Below are 24135 nucleotides of genomic sequence, written 5' to 3' on the forward strand. Positions count from 1 at the left end.
TTCCTCCAAACCCCAATCGCTTGGAACCCTGGGAATATGACAAGGAGCTGTACAAAAAGCGCAATGAGATAGAGCGTCTATTCAGACGACTCAAAGGTTACAGGCGCATTTTTACCCGCTACGACAAGCTCGATGTCATGTACCTTGGCTTTCTCACCTTGGCACTAATTGTAGAGGCGCTCAGATAGCGTTAACAGGCCCTAGAGCATTTTGCTTTTGAAAATGCTCTACAAGCCATGCGTCGGCATGGCTTGCCGCCGCGTAGGCGTAGGCGTAATTCACTTGCGCCGTCAACGCCGGAGCGGGCGTCTTAAAAGCAATCTGCTCTAGAACGGCTTGCATTGACCTGGGAAAGGCGCTGCCCTTTCCCAAACCCTCACCCGCCAGGAGATGCGATTCCCTGGACCCGCGCAGTTCGTTGCCGATCAGCATGAAAATGCGGGGAGTCCGGGGGGATGATTCCCTCCGGCCGCCGGAGGCATCTTATCTTGACGCATGGCGCACGCGCCGCCTCCGGCCATCGCGCAGTCGTAACGCAAGCGTCACCGGCGCGCGGTAGCGTTTCTCAGGCCTGCCTGGCCACGGCCAGACCTAGGGCTCCGAGGAAACGGCGATCAAGACATTCCAGAACCAAACCATGCCGCGCGAGGATGCCCTCCAGGCCTCCTGCCCGCAGGAATTCCCGGAATCCTTTGTAATGCTCCCTGCCAGCGGCTCGCTCCACCGGATGCATGAGCCAGTGCGCGGCCTGCGCAACGACGCCGCGCGGCGTAAGCCAGTCGGCCAGGATCAGCTTGCCGCCGGGACGCAGGGCGCGCAGGGCTTCCCCCAGCATGGCGTCCTGGTCTTCCCGCGTGTTCTCGTGCAGGGCGAGCACAAGGCACACGCAATCGACGCTCGCGTCCCGCACGGGCAGCATGGTCGCGTCGGCGCGCGCAAGGCTGCCGGTCAGGCCGTTGCGCCGGGCCTTGCCCAGCATGGCCGAGGACAGGTCCACGCCCAGAGCCCGCACGCCCCGTCGCCGGAGCATGGCCATGAGCACGCCCGTGCCGCAGGCCAGATCCAACACGCGACCCGCTGCGCCGTATCCGGCGGACAGGATCAGGCGGCGCATCTCCCGTCGCAGGGGCGCGAGCGCCCAGCTCGTGGACAGGTCATAAATTGGGGCGATGCTCTGGTAGCCGTCCGCCCTGTTTCCCGTGTATACTCGTCTCATGTGTTCCCCACGTCACGTCTACAAGGAGCAAAGTGAGCGGATGGATCAGCGCAAGCAGTTCATCGTGGACACCAACGTCCTGCTCGAAGACCCGGAATGCATACGCAAGCTGCGCAACGGCATCGAGAACGATGTCTTCGTGCCCTACCATGTTTTGCTCGAGCTGAACAAACTCAAGAAGGATGCCCGGCTGGCGCACATCGCGGCCAAGGTGGTCAAGAAACTGCTTGAGGACAGGGACAAGTATGTCGTCCTGGACACGGACAAGGTGGCCGAACCGTTCCAGGATCTGGTGGACGGCTACATCCTGGACGAGGTGCAGAGGAGCGGCCTCGCCGAGCCCATCCTGGTCACCAACGACAAGATCTTGCAGTTGTTGGCCGCCAAGCGGGGCATCAAGAGCGAATTCTACCGCGAGTCCGTGCCCTTCAAGTCTGACGCCGAGTACTTCACCGGCTTCGTGGCCAGCCGCGAGGAGCGCGTGCCCAACTGCTTCTTCTGGGAGGAGGGCAAGCCCGTGTTCTGGGGTCGGGACGAGGAGGGGCATTTCGAGGAGAAGGCCGTCTCCTACCAGCACAAGGTCTGGAACGTCACTCCGCGCAACGTCTACCAGAACCTGGCCATGGAGCTTTTGACCAACCCGTGCATCGACGTGGTCTCCATCCAGAGCGAGGCGGGCTACGGCAAGAGCTTCCTGGCGCTCGCGGCGGCCCTGCACCTGGTGCTGGAACGCAAGGAGCAGCGCAAGATCTACGTGGTCAAGCCCATGATCGAGATCGGCCAGAAGCTTGGCTACCTGCCCGGCGGGGTGGAAGAGAAGATGGAGCCGTACACGCGTTACGTCGGGGACCTCATGTCCAAGCTGCACGCCACGCGCCCGGCCAACCGCTTGTTCCTGGACGCGGAGCAGTATCCGCCCAAGTTCGACCCTAAGAAGTTCGAACTCCTGCCGCTCAACTATATTAGAGGCATGACCATCGAGAACGCCGTGGTCATCATCGACGAGATGCAGAACATGTCCCGCTCCGAGTGCCGGGCGCTGCTCTCGCGCATGGGTGAGGGAGTAAAGTGCTTCTGCCTGGGCGACATCCGCCAGGTGGACCATCCCTACCTGAACCAGGAGAACAACGGCCTGAATTGGCTGGTCAAGAAATTCAAGGGCGCGGAAAACTACGCGCACCTAGTGCTCAAGGGCGAGAAGTCGCGCGGACCCATCACGGACCTGGTCATCAAGTCCGGGCTGTAGGGTTACGAATCGTGACGCGCAAGGCCCGGCGAGGAGCGGTGCTTCCTCGCCGGGTCTTGTTTGGCCAAGACTCCGCGAAAATGATCCCTCTGTAACCTGTTCGTCTCGGACCGGGGGAATCCGTTGGCCATGCTGAACTGGGCCGGTTCCGGGCGGCATGTTGATCCCGGCGACCGCCGCCCGGGCGGTGACGCTTCCAGTGCGCCCGGACGCTGAATCGTAACCTTGCCATCATTGTTCTGACATTACAGGGTCCTGCGCCGTGCGTATAATCAAGCCAAACCATAGGCGTTGATCCTGGCCGCCATGTAGAGCCTGTTGCAACCCCGCGCGCCCGCCAGCGGCATGGCCGGGCGCATGCCGGAGCCATCCTGTATGCTGGAATCCATGCGCAGCCTTTCCGCCGTCCCCCTCGCCGCCGGCCGGAACATGCACGAGCATGCCCGGACGCCGCACAACTTCGGCTTCCTGCGCCAGAACGAGCGCCGGAAGATCGAGGCCGTCCTGGATGAGGGTGGAGGCTTCTGGCTTTTCTACTTCGAGATCGACAACTACTCCATCTTCCGCAGCCTGCTTGGCGCGGACGTGGCCCAGGCGCTGCTCAATCTCATGGAGCGCGAACTGTCGGCCATGTCCGAGGAATTTCTGCGCGATTGCGCCCTGGAGTTTCACGAACGCCTGGAGCCGGGTTCGTTTATCGTCCTCTGCGCGGCTCCTGAATCCTGCCGCGAGGAGTTTCCCGCCTCACTGGCCGCTTTCCGCCTGCACCTGAAGGGTGCGCTCAAGCGGGAGTCGCTACGCCTGTCTGGTCAGGTCCTGGATGTGCTCACGGGCTGCGCGCGCCTGTCGTTGCCACGGCGCGGCTCGCTGGAGGGCGCGATATACGCGGCCCTGTGCGACGCCCAGCGCACGGCGCGCGGCCAACTCGACGGCAGCAAGCTGGCGCTTATGGGCGAGTTCCGGGAGCTTATCGAAGGCCAGCGCCTGGGCGCGGTGTACCAGCCCATCGTGAACCTTTCCTCGGGCGCGATCGATGCCTGGGAAGCCCTGACTCGTGGGCCCAAGGACAGCCATTTTCACTCCCCGTCGGTGCTCTTCGACTTTGCCGAGGAAGTGGGCCAGGTCTTTCAACTGGAGCGTTCCTGCCGCGAAGCGGCCATTCGCGGTCTGGACGGCCTTGGGCCCGAGCAGAAGCTCTTCCTGAACATCCATCCGCGCACGCTCGTTTCGCCCGACTTCTCGCCCGGCGAGACGCTCGGCCTGCTGGAAAAGCAAGGCATGTCTCCGCGCCAGGTGGTCTTCGAGATCACCGAGCGCCACTGCGTCAAGGATTTTACGCTATTTCATCGCACCCTGGAGCACTACCGGGGTCAGGGCTATCAGGTGGCCGTGGACGACGTGGGCACGGGCTACTCGGGACTGTGGTCCATCGCCGAAATTCGCCCGGATTACCTGAAGATTGACATGTCGCTGGTGCGCAACATCGACACCAACCCGGTCAAGCGCGCCCTACTGGAAACCTTCGTGGCCTTCGCGGACAAGATCGGCTGCCGGCTCATAGCTGAGGGCGTGGAAACTCCCGCCGAGCTGTCCACGCTCATGCACATGGGCGTGCACTACGGCCAGGGCTATCACCTCGCCCGGCCCGCCCAGCCCAAGCCCTTGAGTATCGCGGTCTTGCCCCGACGCGGCGTGTCGCGTGGGGTGCTGGCCAGCCTGGAGCTCAAGTGCTCCCTGCCGTTGCGCGATGTCGCCGAGCCGGCCCAGACCGTGACGCCGGACTCGCCCGTGCACGAGGTCCGACAGCTCCTGCACGGCAGCGAAGCCATCAGCGCCGTGGTCGTGGTGGATGGGGAGCTGCCCAAGGGGCTGGTCATGAGCCATCACCTGGACCGGGCCCTGAGCACGCCATATGGCCTGTCGCTCTACTCGCACCGCGACGTGACGCGCATCATGGACCCCACGCCCCTGGCCGCCGAGGCGGACACGCCCGTGGAAGTCGTGGCCCGCAAGGCCATGAGCCGGGAGAAGTTCAAGATCTACGACCACATCATCGTCACGGAACGCGGGCGCTATGTGGGCATCGCCTCGGTGCAGCGCATCCTGGACACCCTGGCCCTGGTGCAGGTGGAGATGGCCAAGGGAGCCAATCCGCTCACGGGCCTGCCGGGCAACGTGAGCATAGAGCGCGAGTTGGAAGCGCGCTCGGCAGCGGGCGGGACATTCAGCATCGTCTACGCCGATCTGGACAACTTCAAGGCCTTTAACGACACCTATGGCTTTCCCGAGGGCGACAAGGTGATCCTGCTCTTGTCGCGCATCACGGCCTGGGCCATGCGCCGACACGGCGCGAGCGGCGACTTCCTGGGCCACGTGGGCGGCGACGACTTCGTGCTGGTGACCCGGCCCGAGAAGGCCGAGCGCGTCTGCAAGGCCGTGGCCCGCTGCTTCGGCCGCCATGTGCGCCGACACTACCCGAGCGACGATCGCGAGCGCGGCTACGTCACGGCCAAGGACCGCTCGGGGCGCATAACCGACTTTCCCCTGGTCAGCGTATCCCTGGCCATTGTGGACTGCCTGGGCCAGTGCAGCCTGGATTCCATCGGCCGTCGCGCGGCGGAAATGAAGAATTTCGCCAAGACCCTGCCCGGCAACTCGTGGGCGCGTGACCGGCGCTCGCCATTGGGCTGCGGGGAGAAGAATGAAGAGGCGGCAGTCGCGGAAAGCTAGAGCGATACGGCCCTAAAACGCGGGGTCCAGGGCGTCGTTACGCCCTGGCGGGAGTGGGTCCGGGAGAGGGCAGAGCCCTTTCCCGGCTCTTATTTTTTATCCTAGATCAACCCTGGCTGCCCGCGCTCGGCCGGCTCCAAACGCTCCAGGAGCGCGCCGAAACGCTCGCCGCGACGGGCTTGGTCCAGGTGAAGCGTCAGGCAGCGCACGGCCAGGGCCACGGCTTCGCTTTCGGTGAGCAGATCGGGCAACTCCTGCGCGAGCCTCGGATGTCTGCCCAAACGGCCGCCGAGCATGGCGCGCCAGCCCGTGCCTTTCACGGCCAGGCTGTCGGAAGGGCAGACCTTGGCGCAGGCTCCGCAGCGCACACAGAGTACTTCATCTAGGATCGGCCCCTGCGCGTCCAGACTGACGGCATTCTCGCGACATGCTTCCAGACACGCGCCGCATTGGTGGCACGGTTCGGGCGTGACGACGACCTCGGCCGCGCCGATGAAGCCGATGTCGGCGATCTGCGGCCGCGAGCAGCCGTTGGGGCAGCAGGACAGGGAGACGCGGAAGCAGTCGTGAGCCCGGATCACTCCGGCAGGCCCCAGCTTGGCCTTGATGCGCTCGGCCGGTGACAGCGCCTCAAGAGCCTGCCGCAGTCCGCGAGCGAGCTTCGCCCCGTCCACGGCCCTGTGGGGACAGGCCTGCACACCCCTGCAGGCCTCGATCACGAATCCTTTGGACCAGTCCTCACGCTGCATGGCTTTCCTCCTGAACGTGCATAACGCATGCGTGTCCAGAGGGACGTGACGCACATCACGGACAATGTCCATGCCCGGTGCGGCTACGAACGTGGCGGCCTGGGCGCTGGGCGGGGATTTCCGGTCAAGCCATGGCCGTGCGGTACAGATGAACGAGGGTCCGGACCTTGTCCTTGTTGCCCATGAAGGCCTGGACCACTTCTGGGTCGAACTGGCTCCCGCTGCAGCGCTCGATTTCGCTCGCGGCTTCGTCGAACTCCAGAGGCGGACGGTACGGCCGGGCCTGGAGCATGGCCGAAAGGCTGTCCGCCAGGGTGATGATGCGCGCGCCCAAGGGGATGCTCTGCCCGCGCAGGCCGTGCGGGTAGCCCTGGCCGTCGAAGCGCTCGTGATGGTGCAGGACCATTTCCATGATGCCCGAGTCGCGCAGGCAGTCCAGGGGTCTGAGAATGTCCGCGCCGATGCCGGGGTGGGCTTTGATGAGCAGACACTCGTCAGGAGCCAGCTTCCCGGGCTTGCGCAGCACCACATCGGGCACTCCGATCTTGCCCAGGTCGTGCAGGTGGCCGGCTACGTGGATGAGATCCGCGCTGGCGGGCGGCAAACCCATGGACAATGCCAGGGTCTGGGTTACCACGGCCACCTCCTCGGAGTGGGCCAGGGTGTACGGGTCCTTGGCGTCCACGGCGTTGCCCAGGGATTCGGCCAACTGATGGATCAGGGTGGTTACGGTGACGGGGCAGCTCACGGCGCATGCGGCGGCAACCTTTGCATTCAGCAGCCCGGATGTTCGCGCTTTCGCGGATCTGGTGCTTTGCAGGGCGTTGAGCTGACTCGCATAGACATTCTTCAGCATGGACTTCTCCGCGTATGTCGCAAGTAGGGCGCGTCGCGTTGCGGATTGGCCTGCACGCGGCTCGCAAAACAGGATTGAAAGCCGGAAAGTCAACGGTATATAAATGATATTGATTTTCAATGTCAATACAGGCGGATGCCCTTCCCGTGCGACGAGGAAGAATATCGTCATGGAGGTAGAGCATGACTGATTCATTTGTATTTTAGAAGAATTATGGATATCCAGGACGCATCCTCTGAACATTGACCATGCACGAGCACCACGCGCAAACATGATCGCCACCATCGCCACATCCGCCCTCATGGGCATCGACGCCTTGCCCGTGGCCCTGGAGATAGACTTCTCCAGGCAGGGCCTGCCGGCATTCGTCATGGTCGGGCTGGCCGAGGGCGCGGTGCGCGAGGCCAAGGAGCGAGCCTTCTCGGCCCTCAAGAGTTCGGGCTACAAGCTCCCGCCCGCGCGCATCACCGTGAACCTGGCCCCGGCCGACGTGCGCAAGGAAGGCAGCGCCTACGACCTGCCCCTGGCCGTGGGCCTCATGGCCGCGGCGGGCATCATCCCGACCGAGGCGCTGCACGGCTGGCACCTGGCAGGCGAGCTTTCCCTCACGGGCGGACTCAAACCCGTGCACGGCGCGCTGTCCATGGCCGCCCTGGCCCGTGCCAAGGACGCCAAGGGGCTCATCCTGCCCCAGGCCAACGCGGCCGAGGCTTCCGTGGTCGAGGGGCTGCCGGTGTACGGGGCCGCGTCCCTGGCCCAGGTGGTCGGCCATCTGCTCGGGCACGAGGAATTGTCCCCGTGCGTGTGCGACCTGCAGGCCTTGTGGCGCGAGCACGAGCGCTTTCTGCTGGATTTCTCGGAGGTCAAGGGACAGGAGCACGCCAAGCGGGCCATCGAGATCGCGGCGGCCGGAAATCACAATCTTTTGTTTCTCGGCCCGCCAGGCAGCGGCAAGACCATGCTGGCCCGGCGCATCCCCACGGTGCTGCCGCCGTTGTCCTTCGGGGAGGCCCTGGAGGTCACCAAGGTTTACTCCGTGTCGGGCAGCCTGCCGCCGGACACGCCGCTCATGGTCACGCGGCCCTTCCGTTCGCCGCACCACACCATCTCCGACGCCGGGCTCATCGGCGGCGGCCACTACCCAAGGCCGGGGGAGGTTTCGCTCGCGCATTGCGGCGTGCTCTTCTTGGACGAGCTGCCCGAGTTCAAGAAGCACGTGCTGGAGGTCCTGCGCCAGCCCCTGGAAGATGGCCAGGTGACCATTTCCCGCGCGGCCATATCCCTGTGCTACCCGGCCAGCCTGATGCTCGTCGCGGCGATGAACCCGTGCCCTTGCGGCTATCTGGGCGACGAGCGCCACGCCTGCTCGTGCTCGGACATGGCCGTGCAGCGCTACCGCTCCCGGCTGTCCGGTCCCCTGTTGGACCGCATCGACCTGCACGTGGAGGTTCCGGCCGTGGACTACAAGGAGTTGCGCGCCGTGGGTCAGGGCTCGGATTCGGCGTCCATGCGCGAGCGCATCCTGGCCGCCCGCAAGGTGCAGGCCGAGCGCTACGCGGGCCTGCCGCTTTTGACCAACAGTCAACTCTCGGGCCGGCTCCTGGAGCGCTTCTGCCATTTGGGCGAAGCCGAGCACGCCTTCCTGGAACAGGCCGTGCGCCGTCTGGGCCTGTCGGCGCGGGCCTTCACGCGCATTCTGCGTATCGGCCGCACCATCGCCGATCTGGCCGGTGTCGAGCGGCTGGAAGTCGCCCACCTGGCCGAGGCCATCAACTACCGCAGCATGGACAGACAGGTGACGAGTTAGGCGGGGTAACAGAAACACGCGCCGAACCGACCTGCCAGGGCAGAGTCGTATCCCTGGGCGTTGCCGCACGTATTCTCGTAAGTCTCGGCATCCTTTTCAGGTAAGGGCAGGCGCGCTGACGGTCCACGCGCGGCTGTTCAGTCGAGCGGAAAGGCCAGAGTGAATGTGGCGCCGCATGCGTTTTGCGCCTGGAAGGTGCCGCGAATCTGTCTTGCCAGGCCGAGCACGAGCTGCATGCCCAGGGTTTCAGAGCTTCCGAGATCGAAGTCCGGCGGAAGGCCGGGTCCATTATCGGCGACGATCACGGTCAGGATGCTCCCGTCCAAGTGGGCTCCCACCCGAAGCTCACCCTCCTGGCACTCCCTGAAGCCATGCTTCACGGCATTGGTGACGAGTTCGTTGATGATCAAGCCGAACGGCACAGCCTTCTCGATGGACAGCTCCACCTCCTCCAACTGAAGCATGCAGGCCGGGCCGTTTTCCTTGCTTGCGGGATTGGCCAGCCGGGGAACGATCTTCTCCAGGTATTTCTTCAAGCTGACCCGCGAGAAGTCGCCCGCGCTGTATAGCTCCTCGTGCACGAGGGCCATGGCCGCGATGCGGTTGCGGCTCTCCAGGAACAGATCCAGGGCCCATTGATCGAGGACCTTGCTCGACTGAAGGCTGAGCAGGCTCGAAATGATCTGCAGGTTGTTCTTGACCCGGTGGTGCACTTCCCTGAGCAGTATCTCCTTTTCCTTGAGCGACGCGCGCAGGCGCTCCTCGCGCTGCTCGCGTTCATGGAGGAGCCTGGCTTGCAGCAGGTTCTGGTAGGCCAGCAGGGACAGCTTGTTGGCGAGCACGAACATGGCCTGAGCGATCTTTTCCAGGCGCTTTTGGGACATGATCGGGACTTCCCGCAGGGCCTGCGCGAATTCCTCTTCGTCGGCCCCAATGGTCTGGGCATAATCGAGCAGTCGGCGTTCGTCCTGCCCTTCGGTCCTGACCTGACCGATCAGCCAGTTGGCCACATGCTTGCCGCCCACGGTGATGCTTGCCCCTGCGTCCCACAAACCACCGCTCAGACAGGGTTGAATGATGGGGCCGCCTGGGTTTTGCCGGCCGATCACCGAGTCCGAATGGAAGCAATTGGCGCGGCCTTTTTCGGTGTTCCTGATGATGTCCTTGCACAGGCGGCAGAAATTGCTCGGCTTGGTGATCGGCGTGCCTTCCGGCGTGGTGATGACCGAGGCGACGCCCGAGATATCACTGAAGGCATCCTGCACCCGCTGGAGATCTTCGAGGTCGAGCAGGGCTTCGAAGGTGATCGCCTTGTCGTCCGACGGTTGTGTCAGAGTCATGAGCCGCTTGCGCAGGTCTTCCTCGGCCTGTCTGGACTCGGTAACGTCCCTGGTGATCCCGACGACGAACTTCTCACCGAATGGATCGACATACAGGCTTTTTTTGGTCTGCCATGTCCGCAGCCGGCCCCCGACGTCGGGGACTATTTGCTCGAATATCTGAGGCAAGCCGGTGCTGAGGACCAGCTCATCCATTTTCCAGAAGATCTCAGCTAAAGGCTCGGGAAAAAAGTCGCTTACCGTGTAGCCCAGGAGCTCCTCGCGCCGCCTGCCGGTCAGAGAACACTCGGCCGCGTTGGCCAGCACGAGCCGGTGCTTGCTGTCTTTGACAAAGATCGGATCTCCGACTGCATCAAGAACTTTTTCCAGGAAATCCTTGGCCTTGATTAACTCATCTTGAGTCTGTCCACAGCCGTCGATATCCGGAAGCTCGCCCTGCGCGTTCAGCCAATCGTGGATTTCGGCCGCGAATTCGCTTTTCTCTCCTGTAATCTGTCCGCCATGAAAGCTCATGCCACGGAACGTACCAGCCAGGGTCGCATAACGTTCCTTCTCTGCGGTGAGTTCACTGATCTTCGCTTCAGCTTGCCTCAATGCCGCTAGAAGCTGTTTCCGCGTTCGACAATCCTTGCACATGCGGAACCTTTTGCGTGAGTGCCTACTGAATTTGCATGCCAATTTAATTCCCATGGGAACAGTATAATGGCCTTTAGGTGCCATCAATCAAAAAATGCATCATCTGGTAGCAAGAAGAAAGTTTTGCAGGGTTTTGGTAATGCATTCCATATGCCATGGGTGACTAAACTCTGAGGGGCGAGGCTTTCCCAAGGTCTGAGGATTTGTCCCGGGGGAGATTGTCGGGAGGATCGTATTGCAATATCCAAAAAATCAGAAAACGGCCGAAGGACTTCGCAATCGGTTTGGCAGCAATTCCAAATGATTACTCATAAGAGACAAACAGAGGGGAGAAGCTGCAGTAATTTTACCAGTAAGGGCGATCGGAAGCGTGGGCAGCGAAGTCGCCATACGGTTCTCAGCAACGGGATGCGGATGCGCGCGGTTACGCGTGACTTGCGGAAGGGCGGCTCCTCCAGGCAAGGCTAGTCTGCCAGAGTTCCGGCCGCCTCGGAGAGAAAAACCATTGCTCAACGCACTCGCTTTTCTGCTATAAACAATCGTGGGGTTTCGGCGTGCCGGATCGGCGGAACGTATTCGGCGCGCCTCGGAGACGGGTACTTGCGGCGGGGGCAACGTAACGGGCGGCGCATGCCGGCCGCCGGGAGCAGCGCCGCATGACAGGGCAGAGGACTTATAAGGTGGGCATTTCCGGCTCGTACGGCGGGCTGAACATGGGCGACGAGGCCATCCTCCAGTCCATCGTCGCGCAACTGCGGGCATCGCTGTCCGTGGAGATCACGGTCTTTTCGCGCAACCCCGAAGACACCCTGCGCCGCCAGCGCGTGGACGAGGCCGTGCCCGTGCGCGAGATGACCCGCGGCGAGGCCTGCCGGGTGATGAGCGGCCTGGACCTGTTCATTCTCGGCGGAGGCGGCATCCTGTTCGATACCGAAGCCGAGATATTTCTGCGCGAGGTGCAGGTCGCCCACGAGATGGGCGTGCCGGTCATGATCTACGCCGTAAGCGCCGGGCCGCTCAAGACTCGCTCGGCTCAGCAGCTCGTGCGCGAGGCCCTGAACCAGGCCAGGCTGATCACCGTGCGCGAACGCGGGGCCAAGCGCACTCTGGAACACACGGGCGTGGAGCATGAGATCATCGTCACGGCCGATCCCGCGCTGCTGCTTGAGCCCGAGCCATTGCCCGAGGGCGAGCTGGGGCGCATCGGCCTGGAAGACGGCCCCTGCGTGGTGGGCATGTCCGTGCGCGAGCCGGGCCCGGCAGCGCCGGACATCGACCACGACTTCTACCATGCCCTGCTGGCGGACGCCGCGGACTTCATCATAGACCGCTACGACGCCCAGGTGGTCTTCGTGCCCATGGAACAGCGTGTACTCGACATGCAGCACTCCCACGCCGTGGTCTCCAAGATGCTGCGGCCGCAGCGGGCCTCGGTTCTCAAAGGCGAGTATTCACCCGGACAGATCATGACCATCATGAAGCAATTCACCTTCGCCGTGGGCATGCGTCTGCATTTCCTGATTTTTGCAGCCTTGCAGGGCGTACCTTTCGTGGCCTTGCCCTATTCGGCCAAGGTCCAGGACTTCCTGAGCGAGCTGCACATAGAGACGCCGCCGATCAAGCTCGTTAACGCGGGACGGCTCATCGCACACATCGACCATAACTGGGATCACCGTGAGGAGCTGCGCGAGCACATCAAGAGCACGTTGCCCGAGCTTCAGGAGCGTGCCAGGGAAAACAACCGGCTGCTCGTGGAGCTTGCCCGGTCGCTGCCGGAGAGCAGGGACCAGGACCGCCAGGCCCAGCGTTGCGCCATTTAACATTTCAGGGGGAGATTCATGCCGCCGCTCGCACGTCCAGCATCCGTCACGCACGTCAGCCTGCCGCCTCGCCAGGCCATGGTCGCGGCCGACACGGAAGTCCTGGTGGTCGGAGGCGGCCCTTCCGGCCTGGGCGCTGCCCTGGGAGCGGCCAGCGCCGGGGCCGATGTGGTCCTGGCCGAACGCTATGGTTTTCTGGGCGGCAATGCCACGGCGGCACTGGTCACGCTATGGTCCTCGGACCGCACCCAGCGCCAAATGACTACCCTGCCGGGCGCCACGACCTTCTTCCCCACGGACCACGGCCCGGGCGAGCAGGTCTTCGCCGGCTGGCCTTCCCGACTCGTGGAACGGCTCGTACGCGAGGGCGGGGCCATCGCGCCTTCGCTCGCAACCGGCTACACCGTGCCTTTCGATCCCGAGGTCTTCAAGATCGTGGCCCAGGACATGCTCGATGAAGCGGGCGTGAGGCTCCTGCTACACGCCTTTGCCAGCGGCGTGTGGCGCAAGGAGGAAACCGACCGGCTCGGGGGCGTGGTCTTCGAGACCAAGGCCGGCCCGATGGTGGTGCGCGCCAAGACAGTCGTTGACTGCACGGGGGACGGCGACATCGCAGCCATGGCTGGCGCGCGCTATCAAACCGGGCGCAAGGAGGACGGCCTGGTTCAGCCCATGACGCTCATGTTCCGCCTGGCCGAGTTCGAGCGGATTGCCTTTGATAACTACGTCAAGGCGCACCCGGGCCAGTGGCGCGGCGTGCATGGCCTGTGGGAACTCGTCGAGCAGGCCGCCAGGGCCGGAGATCTGGATCTGCCGCGCGAGGACATCCTGTTTTTCGGCACACCGCACGAACGCGAGTTGCTGGTTAATTCCACGCGCGTGGTCAACGTGCATGGAACCAACGTCTTCGATCTGACCCGCGCCGAGATGGAAGGCCGGCGGCAGATGCGTATGATCACGACCTTTTTCCGCCGCTACGTGCCGGGCTTCGAGCGCGCCTACATCCTGCAGAGCGCGCCCATGGTCGGCGTGCGCGAGGGTCGGCGCATCCGGGGCGACTACCAGCTCACGGGCGAAGACATCCTTTCGGCGCGCAAGTTCCCGGACGCCGTGGCGCGCGGCACCTACCCCATCGACATCCATAGCCCCACCGGCAAGGGCACGACGCTCAAGCGCGTACCCGCGGGCGAGGCCTATGACATCCCCCTGCGTTGCCTCCTGCCGGAGGGCGTGGACAACCTGCTCATGGCCGGGCGCTGCATATCGGGCACGCACGTGGCCCACTCGTCCTACCGGGTCATGCCCATCGCCATGGCCACGGGCCATGCCGCCGGCGTGTGCGCGGCCCTGGCCGCCAGAGAACTCAAATCTCCACGCTTCGTGCCGGCAGGCGCCGTGCAGGCCGAATTGGCCAGGCAGGGAGCAGCGCTGGACATCAAGTCAGACAGGGAGATTGTGGCCGAGCCCTGAATCAGCCAGACATTAAAGCATTTTGCATTTCAGACGCTCCCTTCGGCGTTGACGGCGGAATTACATTCCGCCTACGCCTGCGGGGCGGCAAGCCATGCCGACGCATGGCTTGCAGAGCATTTTCAAAAGCAAAATGCTCTATACGCTCTTTGCCCGCTACCGTGCTTACAGGGCAGAGGCTGAGAGCGTTCGGCGTCCGCCAAGCGCCTGGAATTCCTTGTGCGGACGAGCAGAGCCTGGTTATATTCCACGATGACGATCCGGATTTGAGCGGAAAGGACATGCCTTGCCCCGCGCGGCGATGTCGGATACCACCGCACAGGACCACGGGAGCATCCATGCGCCTGACGCAGTTGATCAATCGCCTCGCCCCGGCCCCCCAGGCCTACGCCAGCATCTACGATGTCTGTGAGCCCGTGCTGCGCCCGGAGGAACCCCTGGCCGAGCCCGGCAAGCACCTCCGGCTCCTGTACCGCAAGTCCTTGCGCCATCCGCTGCTGCGCCTGTTCGTGCTGCGCGGCTGCCGTCATCCGTTGCTGCCCATGGCCCGCATAGGCCGCTATCATGAAATGCTGCGCAAGGCGCTGAACGCCACGCCCGTGCATTGGCGCAACCGCGTCTGGGTGCGCGAGACGTTCGCGCCCCTGGCCGAGCTGCTGGACAAGGTCGTTCCGCCGCGCTGGCAGCTGCGCGAAACCATGGCCGCTCCCCGCGCGGACATGTCCCGCGCTGAGCTGGACGAGACCCTGAATTGCCTTGCGCGTCACGTTTTTCGCGTGTGGGACAAGGACAAACAGGATCCCTGGTTTCCGGTGCACGCCCAGGCTTCCCTGTCGGGCGACGACACCCTGAGCGGCGAGGCATTTCTGGACATCCTCGCCGGCCTGGGCTCCTTTGAACAGCAGAACGCCACGCTGCTCTTCGCCTTGCTGCGCTGCTTCCTCATGGCCTGTCCGGCCAAACTGCGCCTCATGCGCAAGCCCTACAAGGGCTTGGCCGAGCCTCTGCGCAAGCTTGGGCGCATCACTCACCGCACGGCCTTCTACGATGCGATCTTTTTCGAGCTGCTGTACACGCGCGCGGTCAAGAACCATGTGCATCCCGAGGAGTTCCGCAAGATCGCGGCCGTGCTCGAAAGCCTGGTGCGCTACATCGTGGTCACGAGCAGCGAGGAACTCGTCTCGCCCACGGGCGGAATCCGCCATCCGGCCATTACCTGTCTGCCTGTTGGGTCGCGCGGGCAGCCGCTGTGCAAGCTCTCGCGCCGCCACTGGAGACTCAAGCGCAAGCTCGGCTTCGGCGATTACGTGCCCGATGTGGATACGACATTTCTGGCTCTGTCCATGGCCCGCAAGTGGCTGCTCTTTTTACGCAACTTTGGCCTGCAGGCCGATCCAGAACTCAAGTCGGCCTGCGAGCGTTTCCTGAACCATCCCTGGATCGAGATCATCAGCGAGTACCAGGTGGGCTCGGGCCACGCCACCAACCCGCCCACCAACAAGGCCACGCGGCCCTTGGACTATTTCGGCGCGGTGCCCCTGTGGTTCGACAAGCCATTCCGCAAGGCCGACGGCAGCGTGGTGCGCGAGGCCCTGGGCAACGAGATCTGCCCGGGCCACAACATGGACATCCTCGAGGCCATCCTGGTCAACCGTCATGCTTGGCGTGCCCTGTCCGGCCAGAATCTGGAAACCGTGCACCGCTTCATCGAGTTCCACCACCGGGCCTTCAAGAGCGGCAACTTTCGCCGTGAATCGGCCGTGCGCTTCTACCTGCCTCCGACCTATGTGCACTACGCCGGCCGGGTCTGGGACGTGTTCAAGGCCATTCCCGAGGAGGAGAAGGCCGTGCTCGATCCCGAAGGCAAGCTGGCCGAAATCCGCAAGATCGGCCTGGACTACTGCCGCCGCGAACTGCTGGGCCGCACGGTGAATCCCTTCGATGCCGCCCAGGCCGTGCTGGCCCTGGTTCTTCTGGAGCACGAGCCCCGGCGTGACGGGCTCATCGCCTATGGCCTGTCCGTCATGCGACAGGCCTTGGGCGAGGGGCTGCGTCATCCATACCGGGCCTATGAATGGACCCTGGTGCGCACACCCACGCGCATCATCGTCGGCAGCGAGGTCGCCACATCCCTCTTCGTGCTGGGAGCCTTCGCCGAGGCCCGGCGTTATCTTTACGGCCACGAGCGCGTGGACCTGCCCCTGCCCAAGCCAGCAGCCCAGATTCGAAGCTGAGTGCGCAAGAGCTGGGAAGGGCTTTGCCTGCCAGAGCGGCTCGCTCCTCCCCAGACCCCACCACCAGGGAGCATGGGCCCCGGGACTCCGCATTTCATGTGAGTATCGCTTTAGGGCAGATTGTTTTTAAGACGTCCGCTCCGGCGTTGATGGCGCAAGTGAATTGCGCCTACGCCTACGCGGCGGCAAGCCATGCCGACGCATGGCTTGCAGAGCATTTTCAAAAGCAAAATGCTCTAGCTCCTCATGGACGCCAACTCCACTCCCGCGTCGTTTGCAAGCGAGCCCCAAAAGCCTTGCGATTCCCGCTATAACGACCCTGCCGGGCATGGGCTTTCATGTCCATGCCCGCGCCGACATTGCCTTGCCGTGAATTTCCGGTAGTATCTGAATCCCGGCTTTCAGGCATTAGAACGGCCACGTCAGCCGGAATGCACTCTAACGGCAAGGAGGCCCTATGCAGCACCGCACCGCCTTGACTCTCGAAGATCTGCGCCTGCTCTTGGAAAATCCTGACCCGGTCAAGGTTTCCATATACATGCCTACGCACCGCCGAGGCCCGGAGACACAGCAGGACTCCATCCGCTTCAAGAACCTGCTGGCTCAGGCCAAGGAGGAACTCCAGAGCCGGGGCATGCGCGATGTGGATTCATTCCTCAAGCCGGCGGCCGATCTCCAGGGCGATCCGACCTTCTGGAACTTCATGGATACGGGCCTGGCCCTGTTCCGCTCCGAGAGCATGTTCATGGCCCTCAAGCTGCCACTGGAGTTCGTTGACTTGGCCGCGATCAATGACCGCTTCCACTTGAAGCAGGTCTTTCCCTATTTTCGCGGCAGCGGCCATTTCTACATGCTGGCCCTGAGTGACAACGATGTGCGGCTCTATCGCTGCACTCGCTATGGATCGGAGGAGATCGAGGTGGACGGCATGCCCAAGAGCATGTCCGAGGCGTTATGGCATGACGAGACCGAGAAAACGCACACAGAAGTTGGCCCAGGCCGCAATGTCAGGGCCGATCGCCGCATGGTGTTTTTCTATAGCGGCGGCGCCGACGCGAATTTCACGGAAAATAAGAAATCCCGTTTTCTGAAGGAAGTGGACCGGCGCCTCCATGAATTCCTGCGCGACAAGCGAGCTCCTTTGCTGCTGGCCGGGGTGGAGGAGGTCCTGCCCGTGTACAAGGCGGCCAATACCTATCCTTATCTGCTCGACGCTATCGTGACTGGCAATCCCGACCGGGTGGACCCGGAAAATCTGCGCAAGCGGGCCTGGGAGATTGTCGAGCCCATCTTCACGCGCAAGGTGCAGGAGAATCGGGACCGCTTCGCCCAGTTCCTGGGCACCGGGCTGGCCAGCGACAGGCTGGAGGCCGTGGCCACCGCCGCCTACTACGGCCGCGTGGATTCACTCTTCGTGGCCCGAGGCGTGCGGGTCTGGGGCCGCATGGATAACGATACCCAGGTCATGGAGATACATGGAGCCTATCAACCCGGCGACCAGGACCTGCTGGATTACGCCGCGGCCTGGACCCTGCTCAAGGGCGGGGCCGTGTATGCCCTTCCGCCGGGCGAGATTCCGGGGGGCGGACAGATCGCGGCGGTCTTCCGTTTCTGATCGCTTTCCATTTTCCATCGGCAAATGCAAACGGGGAGGGCAAGGGCCCTCCCCGTTTCATATCGCTTATCCAACGTCAGGCTTGTCCGGGGCTGGTTCCCGTCCGGCCTCGCGCTTCGGGGAGCCGCTTGCCTGCTCTTGCGTCTGGCTGTCCGCGAAGCGCAGTGCGCCCTTGATGAAGTCGCGCGGCCTGGCGCGGGATGTGATGGAGCTCCTCGAACTCATGGTGTCCTCCGTTGCGTGCGCGGTCGTGCGGGCTACGACAGCAGCCGGCCGAGCTGGTAGATCGCCGTGGCCATGGCAAAGGCCAGGGCTGTGTTGAAGATCGTTGAGAAGGCGGCCCAGCGCCAGGAGGATTCCTTGGCCATGGCCACCACGGTCACGAAGCATGGCGCGTACAGGAGCACGAAGACGATGAGGCTTATGGCCGTTATGGCGGACCACTGCGGGTCGGTGGCCAGGCGCTCGGACAACGGCTCGGCCTCCTCGGCTTCCACTTCGCCCAGGGAATAGGCCGTGCCCAGAGTGGAGACGATGACTTCCTTCGCCGCCACGCCGCCCACCAAGGCGATGTTGGTGCGCCAGTCGAAGCCGGCCAACTTGCTCACGGGTTCCAGCGCGCCGCCTACGCGGCCGGCGAGGGAATGGCGCAGGGCGGCCTGGGCTTCCCGGTTGTCGATCTCGACCAGGCGTTCTTCGAGAGCTGCCTCGGCGTCCGCCATGGTCTGCGTCTCGGCCACGGCCTGCTCGCGCATGGTTTCGAATCCGGCAGCGCGCTCGGCGGGCAGCTCGGGGTAGGTCATGGCCGCCCACAACAGGATGGAAATAGCCAGGATCACTGTGCCGGCCTTGCGGATGTAAGCCCAGGTTCGCTCGAAGGAATGGGTCAACACGCCGCGCAGGGTGGGCAGGCGGTAGGGCGGCAGCTCCATGACGAAGGGAGTGGATTCGCCGCGCAGCAGCGTGGAGCGCAGGGCCCACGAGACCAGCAGGGCCATGGCCCAGGCGAACATGGTGATGGCGAACATGGTCATGGCGGCGTTTTCCGGGAAAAAGGCCGCCACGAGCAGCACGAAGACCGGAATCTTGGCGCCGCAGGTCATGAAGGGCGCGGTGAGCAGGGTGGCCAGCTTCTCCTTGGGGCTCTTGAGGGTGCGCGTGGCCATGATGCCGGGCACGGCGCAGCCGCCGGCTATGCCGCCCGAGATGACGAAGGGCATGACCGAGCAACCGTGCAGGCCGAAGATGCGGAACACGCGGTCGAGCATGTAGGCCATGCGGGCCATGTAGCCCAGGTCCTCCAAAGCCGAGACCATAAGGAACATGATCAGGATGAGCGGCACGAAGCCCATGACGCCGCCCACACCATCGATGACGCCGGAGACCAGCATGGAGCGCAGGGGGCCTTCGGCCATGGCGTTTCCGACGGTGTCGCTCAGCAGGCCGAAGCCCGCCTCCAGCCAACCCATGGGGTATTCGCCCAAAGTGAAGGTAAGTTTGAACATGCCGTAGAGCACGGCCAGCATGATGAGCGGGCCGAAGACGCGGTGCGTGAGCACCCGGTCCACCTTGTCCGTGATGTCGATGCGCTCGCGCAGGGAGTCGCGCTCCAGCACGCCCTGCTTGAGCAGCGCGGAGATGAAGCCGTAGCGGTAATCGGCTATGATGGCGTCGGGATAGGCGTTGAGCGTCTTCTGGCAGTGATCCGAGAGCTTGGAGACCATGGCTTCCAGCTCCTTGGAAACCTCGGGCGCGGCCTTGCGCCCCTCGGCCACGACCTGCTCGTCGCCCTCGATATACTTGATGGCCGTCCAGCGCGCGGGCTGACGATCCGTGAACAGACCTGCGGCGTTTATGCGCGTGGTCATGTCCAGCAGGGCGTGGTCCACGTCCGGGCCGTAGGACAACTCAAGGGGCAGCCACTGGCGCTTGCGCTGGTTGGCGTGGTTGATGGCCTCCTGCAGCAGCTCCTTCTTGCCCTGGCCCGTGCGGCCGACGGTTTCCACCACGGGCACGCCCAACAGCTTGGAGAGCTTGGCCGCGTTGATGCGCAGTCCGCGTTTCTTGGTTTCGTCCATCATGTTCAGGGCCAGCACCACGGGCACGCCCATTTCCAGGAGCTGCACGCCGAGGTACAGGCTGCGCTCCAGAACCGTGGCGTCCATCACGTGCACCACCACGTCGGGCCGCTCCTCCACCAGCACCTTGCGGGCCACCAGCTCTTCCATGGAGTAGGCGGTCAAGGAATAGCAGCCGGGCAGGTCCACGACATCGGCGTGCAAGCCGTTCAGGATGACGGAGCCTTCCTTGCGCTCAACAGTGACGCCCGGATAGTTGCCCACTCGCTGACGGGAGCCGGTCAGGGCGTTGAACATGGTCGTCTTGCCGGAGTTGGGATTGCCGGCCAGGGCTATGGTAACGTTCTCAGCCATTGGCGATCTCCTCGGTCTTGACCATGATGTGATCGGCTTCGTTGTTGCGCAGGGTAAGGGTGAAATCCTTGAGCCGGATGGCCACGGGATCGCGCAAGGGGGCGCGGCCCACGATTCCAAGCGTCGCGCCGGGCACAAGGCCCATGTCGCGGATGCGCCGGCCCAGTTCGCCGCTAGCCTGGATTGAATGGATGACTGCCCGCTGGCCGGCGGACAATTCGCGCAGACAACGTGTCATGCGATGGGCTCCTTTTTCGTTCATCAAATGGTTTAGCGATTGTTCGTTATGTCGTTCAGGCATTGCCGGAGCGAGGAGATGCCGCTCGAGTGGCATTGCCGGACGGGGATGCCGTTTCTGACCGCATGGCGCATGGCCTCGGAACGCGCCTTGTGCGAGAGCTTGCCCGTGAACAGGATCAGGCACTCGGTTTGGCCTATGCGATCCGCGATGTAGCTCTCGTTGCCGTCGAAGACCTTGAGTGTGACTCCCAGGGCCTTGGCCGCCTCGGCGTATTCTCTCTTCAGACGGCTCATGCCGCCGATAAGCGCTGCGCACATGGTGGCAAGCTCCTTGTTCGACGAATGCACATGATTGAGTTGCTGAAGGGCACACTAGTGATAACGATTATCAATGTCAAACTAAAAATGGGCCGATTTAAAAAAGTAATTTGCAGTCCAAGCACAAGGGCGGATCACTTCACACAGAGAAGTGAGACAGAGCAAGAGAGGGCGCTTCAGGTGGCTGGCAGAACATGGGCGGGACAGGGCTGAGCCCGGCGAGCTGCCGTCGGCAGTGTAAAGGCGGCTTGCCTAGAGTTCTTGTCCGGATAATGCTAAGTTTGACGCTTCCTGGATTTGGGCTTGCCGCGACATTGCGCCGCAAGCACACTGCAACTGTTAGATAATATAGCACTATTTACCAGAGCTGGAGCGCGCCATGTTCGACTTGACAACCTTGGCCGTGTTCGCCGCGGCCTCGCTGACCATCAGCCTGATGCCCGGCCCCGCCATGTTATACATCATTGCCCGCAGCGCAAGCCAGGGGCGGCTCGCCGGACTGGTTTCGGTGCTGGGCTTGGGTGTGGGCGGTCTGGCGCATGTGATCGCCGCCGGTTTGGGCCTGTCGGCCCTGCTCATGTCCTCGGCTTTGGCTTTCAGCGTGCTGAAATACCTTGGCGCGGCATACCTGATCTGGTTGGGACTGCGTACGCTGCTTGCTCGCCCCAAGGCCGAGGAACCCTGTCGTATGCGCGCCGAGCCCTTGGGCCGCATCTTTTTCCAGGGGTGCCTGGTTGAGCTGCTCAACCCAAAAACCGCCCTGTTCTATCTGGCTTTCCTGCCCCAGTTTACAGACCCGGCACGTGGTTCCGTGGCTGCGCAGGCCATTCTGCTCGGGCTTGTCTTCGTGGTCCTGGCCGTGCTCGCAGATGGCGCGTACGCGCTCACGGCGGCCACGGCCGGCCGACTGCTGGCCGGCAAGCGGCATGTCGTCACGGGCGGGCGCTGGATTGCCGGCGGCGTCTACCTGGGTCTGGGCGCGCTGACAGCCGTCTCGGGTTCGGGCAAGGAATAAGCGCTTGATGAGAAAACCAAGGCCGCCCCGATTTCTTTCGGAGCGGCCTTGCCTTTATCTCTGGAACAGCTTCGTCCTTTACTCCCGCAGCGACTCGTAGACCTTGCCCACGATCTTCTCCGAGGGCGTGAGGGTCTTTTGGCCGGGGGTCCACTTGGCCGGGCAGGCCTCGGCGGGGTGGTCTTTGAGGTAGATGTTGGCCTGCATCTTGCGCATCAGCTCACTGGCGTCGCGGCCCACGTTCAGGAAATTGATCTCCGAACCCACCAGCTTTCCTTCGGGGCTGATGATGAACGTACCGCGCAGAGCCACGCCGGCATCGTCCACATACACGCCGAAGTAGCGCGATACCGCTCCCGTGGGGTCGGCGGCCATCTTGTAGCGAACGTTCTCCAGCAGCCGCTCGGAAGTGCGCCAGGCCAGGTGCGCGAACTCGGTATCCGTGGACACTGACAGGACCTCGCAGCCCATCTTTGTGAGTTCCGCATGCTTGTCGGCCAGGTCGGCCAGCTCGGTGGGGCACACGAAGGTGAAGTCGGCCGGGTAGAAAACCAGCACGGTCCATTTGCCGGCCTTCTTTATGGTTTCAAGCTCCACATCCACGAAGCCGCCCTCGGTCGGGTCGTAGGCTTTCATCTTGAAATTCTTGACTTCCTGACCAACCTTGGCGATTTCCGCATGCTCCATATGATGGACTTCGCAGCTCATGTTCAGCCTCCTCTTGTATAGAATCAAACCTAATTAAGAATCATCCTTAGTCGATAGTTGCTTCTTTAGCCATACTCCGAGTTTTTCGTCAAGCTTCCAAGAAAAAAGATGAACACTGACGATGGGCCTGCCCAATGCTGCCCTCAGATGCTACTCTGGAGAGTGACGGTTCAAACTAGCATGTTTTGCGGAGCCGGGAAATGAGCGCACAGACTATATCCGACTTCATCCAAAGCCATGCGATCCTGGGCTACTTGGCTAAACTGGCCATGTCCTACCTGCTGGCCTTCCCCATCGCCTGGGAGCGCGAACGCGATGCGCGCAGCGCTGGCTTGCGCACTTTCCCGCTGGTGGCCGTGGCTTCCTGCGGCTACATGCTTACGGGAATCAGCGCACTGGCTGGCGCGGACGCTCAGTCGCGCGTGTTTTACGGCATCATTACCGGCATCGGCTTTATCGGCGGCGGGGCCATTCTCAAGCACAGCGGCAGCGTGCGGGGCACAGCCACAGCCGCTGGCATCTGGGCCACGGGCGCCATGGGCTGCGCCGTGGCCTGGGGCGAGTATGAGATCGCCCTGGCCCTGAGTTTCGTGGCCAGCTTGACCTTCTGGGTCGTGAGCAGGTTCAAGCGGAAGCCCCTGGAGCGCGAAGGAGATATCGAGAAGGTCGAGCGCCAGGGACCGCCGCCGCCCGGCTGAAGTCCGTCGCGGGCGTTTACGTCTGGCCCGGCTACGCGGGCTTGCTTTTCTGCCTGCCGCATGCTTCCCTATTGCGCTTCGACTCACCGGCAACCCCTGCGAGGCAGCCATGGCTGTGCGAATGAAAACTTTCCCTTGCGAACGCTGCTACTTTCGGCGGCGCGCCGAGGCCGACCCGAGTTCGCTGCTGGCCCGTTTCTGGCGCTGGCACACGCGTTGGTGTCCGGGCTGGAAGGCCTACCAAAAGGAGCTGGCCCGCCGCGAAGCCGAGGCCGCGGACATCCTGGGATGATCGCTCCGCGTCAGACCCCGGCCGCAACGGCGCCCGACCGGGGCAAGGCCCTGCTCTCGACCCTGCTGGGCCTGTCTTTTCTGCGCGATCCGCTCTACCTTGTCCTGCTCGCCGCCGGTTTCATAGCCTGGCTGTTGCCGCAACCCGGCGTGGCTCTCGGCCTGGGCTGGCTGGCGGCCAAGTCCGCCGTGGAGGAGCTGGCTTTCCGCTTCGGCCTGCAGGAAACGCTCAATGTGCGCCTGGGGCAGCGTCAGGTTCTGCCTCTGCTCGGCCTCGGCAACCTGCTGGCCTCGTCAGCCTTCGCCTTGCTGCACCTCGTTTCGCATCCGCCCCTGTGGGCCCTGGCCACGTTCTTGCCGTCCTTGGCTTTTGGCCTGGCCTGGGATCGCCATAAAGGCCTGCTGCCCTGCTGGCTGCTGCACTTCGCCTACAACGCGCTCTATTTTTACCAGCCTTGAACCGGGAGAGGGCGCTGCCCTCTCCCGGACCCTCTCCCGCCAGGGAGCGAGGCCCCCTGGACCCCTTGTATTCTGGAATGTATCGCGCTTCGCGCCGATTGGATGCCGGACTCCCGCGCGCGGTAATGACTACTTAGAGCAGATTCCTTTAAGACGCCCACTCCGGCGTTGACGGCGCAAGTGAATTGCGCCTACGCCTACGCGGCGGCAAGCCATGCCGACGCATGGCTTACAGAGCATTTTCAAAAGCAAAAT

22 protein-coding genes are annotated in these 24135 nt (G+C 63.3%); 12 read left to right on the forward strand and 10 right to left on the reverse strand.

Annotated elements, in window-relative coordinates; all coding sequences use genetic code 11:
- Positions 1 to 188 (forward strand): transposase (locus H585_RS0117340; RefSeq protein WP_027368754.1); only part of this gene is annotated, 188 nt, incomplete at its 5' end.
- On the opposite strand, the gene H585_RS0117345 is transcribed toward H585_RS0117340, so the two are convergent.
- Complete coding sequence (locus H585_RS0117345; protein WP_027368755.1) at positions 181 to 432, reverse strand: hypothetical protein; 252 nt, start codon at positions 430 to 432, stop codon at positions 181 to 183. The genes H585_RS0117340 and H585_RS0117345 overlap by 8 nt on opposite strands.
- Before the next feature lie 133 nt (positions 433 to 565).
- Entirely contained in the window at positions 566 to 1216 is a 651-nt protein-coding gene (locus tag H585_RS0117350) for a class I SAM-dependent methyltransferase (protein WP_027368756.1), read from the reverse strand.
- 40 nt (positions 1217 to 1256) lie between these two features.
- On the opposite strand from H585_RS0117350, the gene H585_RS0117355 reads away from it, so the two are divergent.
- Entirely contained in the window at positions 1257 to 2462 is a 1206-nt protein-coding gene (locus tag H585_RS0117355; RefSeq protein ID WP_027368757.1) for a PhoH family protein, read from the forward strand.
- 375 nt (positions 2463 to 2837) lie between these two features.
- Positions 2838 to 5192, forward strand: a complete 2355-nt coding sequence (locus H585_RS0117365; RefSeq protein WP_027368758.1) for a GGDEF domain-containing protein — start codon at positions 2838 to 2840, stop codon at positions 5190 to 5192.
- Positions 5193 to 5293: 101 nt separating this feature from the next.
- On the opposite strand, the gene H585_RS0117370 is transcribed toward H585_RS0117365, so the two are convergent.
- Both H585_RS0117370 and H585_RS0117375 read right to left on the reverse strand, forming a co-directional pair.
- A complete protein-coding gene (locus tag H585_RS0117370) occupies positions 5294 to 5941 on the reverse strand; it encodes a 4Fe-4S binding protein (RefSeq protein ID WP_027368759.1) in 648 nt (215 codons plus the stop codon).
- 124 nt (positions 5942 to 6065) lie between these two features.
- Positions 6066 to 6797: an HD-GYP domain-containing protein gene (locus H585_RS0117375; protein ID WP_027368760.1), complete on the reverse strand. Its 732-nt coding sequence runs from the start codon at positions 6795 to 6797 to the stop codon at positions 6066 to 6068.
- A 271-nt stretch (positions 6798 to 7068) separates the two neighbouring features.
- Between H585_RS0117375 and H585_RS0117380 the strand changes: the two genes are divergently transcribed.
- Complete coding sequence (locus H585_RS0117380; protein ID WP_027368761.1) at positions 7069 to 8604, forward strand: YifB family Mg chelatase-like AAA ATPase; 1536 nt, start codon at positions 7069 to 7071, stop codon at positions 8602 to 8604.
- 137 nt (positions 8605 to 8741) lie between these two features.
- On the opposite strand, the gene H585_RS0117385 is transcribed toward H585_RS0117380, so the two are convergent.
- Entirely contained in the window at positions 8742 to 10457 is a 1716-nt protein-coding gene (locus H585_RS0117385; RefSeq protein WP_244432608.1) for a PocR ligand-binding domain-containing protein, read from the reverse strand.
- Positions 10458 to 11236: 779 nt separating this feature from the next.
- Here H585_RS0117385 and H585_RS0117390 point away from each other — a divergent pair.
- The 4 genes from H585_RS0117390 to H585_RS0117405 all read left to right on the forward strand — a co-directional run bounded on the left by H585_RS0117390 (position 11237) and on the right by H585_RS0117405 (position 17719).
- A complete protein-coding gene (locus H585_RS0117390; RefSeq protein ID WP_027368763.1) occupies positions 11237 to 12400 on the forward strand; it encodes a polysaccharide pyruvyl transferase family protein in 1164 nt (387 codons plus the stop codon).
- A gap of 18 nt (positions 12401 to 12418) precedes the next feature.
- Entirely contained in the window at positions 12419 to 13870 is a 1452-nt protein-coding gene (locus tag H585_RS0117395) for an FAD-dependent oxidoreductase (RefSeq protein WP_027368764.1), read from the forward strand.
- Positions 13871 to 14208: 338 nt separating this feature from the next.
- A complete protein-coding gene (locus tag H585_RS0117400; protein ID WP_027368765.1) occupies positions 14209 to 16104 on the forward strand; it encodes a hypothetical protein in 1896 nt (631 codons plus the stop codon).
- A 457-nt stretch (positions 16105 to 16561) separates the two neighbouring features.
- Positions 16562 to 17719 (forward strand): baeRF3 domain-containing protein, encoded by a 1158-nt coding sequence (locus H585_RS0117405; protein WP_027368766.1) that lies wholly within the window; start codon positions 16562 to 16564, stop codon positions 17717 to 17719.
- A 66-nt stretch (positions 17720 to 17785) separates the two neighbouring features.
- Here H585_RS0117405 and H585_RS23510 read toward each other — a convergent pair whose 3' ends face one another.
- The 4 genes from H585_RS23510 to H585_RS0117425 are packed head-to-tail and all read right to left on the reverse strand — an operon-like array spanning position 17786 to position 20709.
- A complete protein-coding gene (locus tag H585_RS23510; protein WP_169432904.1) occupies positions 17786 to 17944 on the reverse strand; it encodes a hypothetical protein in 159 nt (52 codons plus the stop codon).
- Between the two features lie 32 nt (positions 17945 to 17976).
- Positions 17977 to 20151, reverse strand: coding sequence for a ferrous iron transport protein B (feoB, locus tag H585_RS0117415; RefSeq protein ID WP_027368767.1), 2175 nt, complete (start codon positions 20149 to 20151; stop codon positions 17977 to 17979).
- Positions 20144 to 20389: a FeoA family protein gene (locus H585_RS0117420; protein ID WP_027368768.1), complete on the reverse strand. Its 246-nt coding sequence runs from the start codon at positions 20387 to 20389 to the stop codon at positions 20144 to 20146. The genes feoB and H585_RS0117420 overlap by 8 nt, the downstream gene beginning before the upstream one ends.
- Positions 20390 to 20421: 32 nt before the next feature.
- The gene (locus H585_RS0117425; protein ID WP_005986534.1) at positions 20422 to 20709 is read right to left on the reverse strand and encodes a DUF2325 domain-containing protein; all 288 of its coding nucleotides are present in this window, start codon (positions 20707 to 20709) and stop codon (positions 20422 to 20424) included.
- A 379-nt stretch (positions 20710 to 21088) separates the two neighbouring features.
- Between H585_RS0117425 and H585_RS0117430 the strand changes: the two genes are divergently transcribed.
- Complete coding sequence (locus H585_RS0117430; protein ID WP_014259116.1) at positions 21089 to 21724, forward strand: LysE family translocator; 636 nt, start codon at positions 21089 to 21091, stop codon at positions 21722 to 21724.
- A 78-nt stretch (positions 21725 to 21802) separates the two neighbouring features.
- Here H585_RS0117430 and H585_RS0117435 read toward each other — a convergent pair whose 3' ends face one another.
- On the reverse strand, positions 21803 to 22432 hold the full coding sequence (locus H585_RS0117435; protein ID WP_014259115.1) for a peroxiredoxin: 630 nt from the start codon (positions 22430 to 22432) through the stop codon (positions 21803 to 21805).
- A 200-nt stretch (positions 22433 to 22632) separates the two neighbouring features.
- Between H585_RS0117435 and H585_RS0117440 the strand changes: the two genes are divergently transcribed.
- The 3 genes from H585_RS0117440 (at position 22633) to mrtJ (ending at position 23880) form a co-directional block, all read left to right on the forward strand.
- Positions 22633 to 23130: an MgtC/SapB family protein gene (locus H585_RS0117440; protein ID WP_027368769.1), complete on the forward strand. Its 498-nt coding sequence runs from the start codon at positions 22633 to 22635 to the stop codon at positions 23128 to 23130.
- 109 nt (positions 23131 to 23239) lie between these two features.
- A complete protein-coding gene (locus tag H585_RS0117445; RefSeq protein ID WP_027368770.1) occupies positions 23240 to 23422 on the forward strand; it encodes a hypothetical protein in 183 nt (60 codons plus the stop codon).
- Complete coding sequence (mrtJ, locus tag H585_RS0117450; protein ID WP_014259112.1) at positions 23419 to 23880, forward strand: JDVT-CTERM system glutamic-type intramembrane protease MrtJ; 462 nt, start codon at positions 23419 to 23421, stop codon at positions 23878 to 23880. The genes H585_RS0117445 and mrtJ overlap by 4 nt, the downstream gene beginning before the upstream one ends.
- Positions 23881 to 24135: the final 255 nt, after the last annotated feature.

It is taken from the genome of Desulfocurvibacter africanus subsp. africanus DSM 2603 (assembly GCF_000422545.1).
Taxonomy (GTDB): Bacteria; Desulfobacterota; Desulfovibrionia; order Desulfovibrionales; family Desulfovibrionaceae; genus Desulfocurvibacter; species Desulfocurvibacter africanus.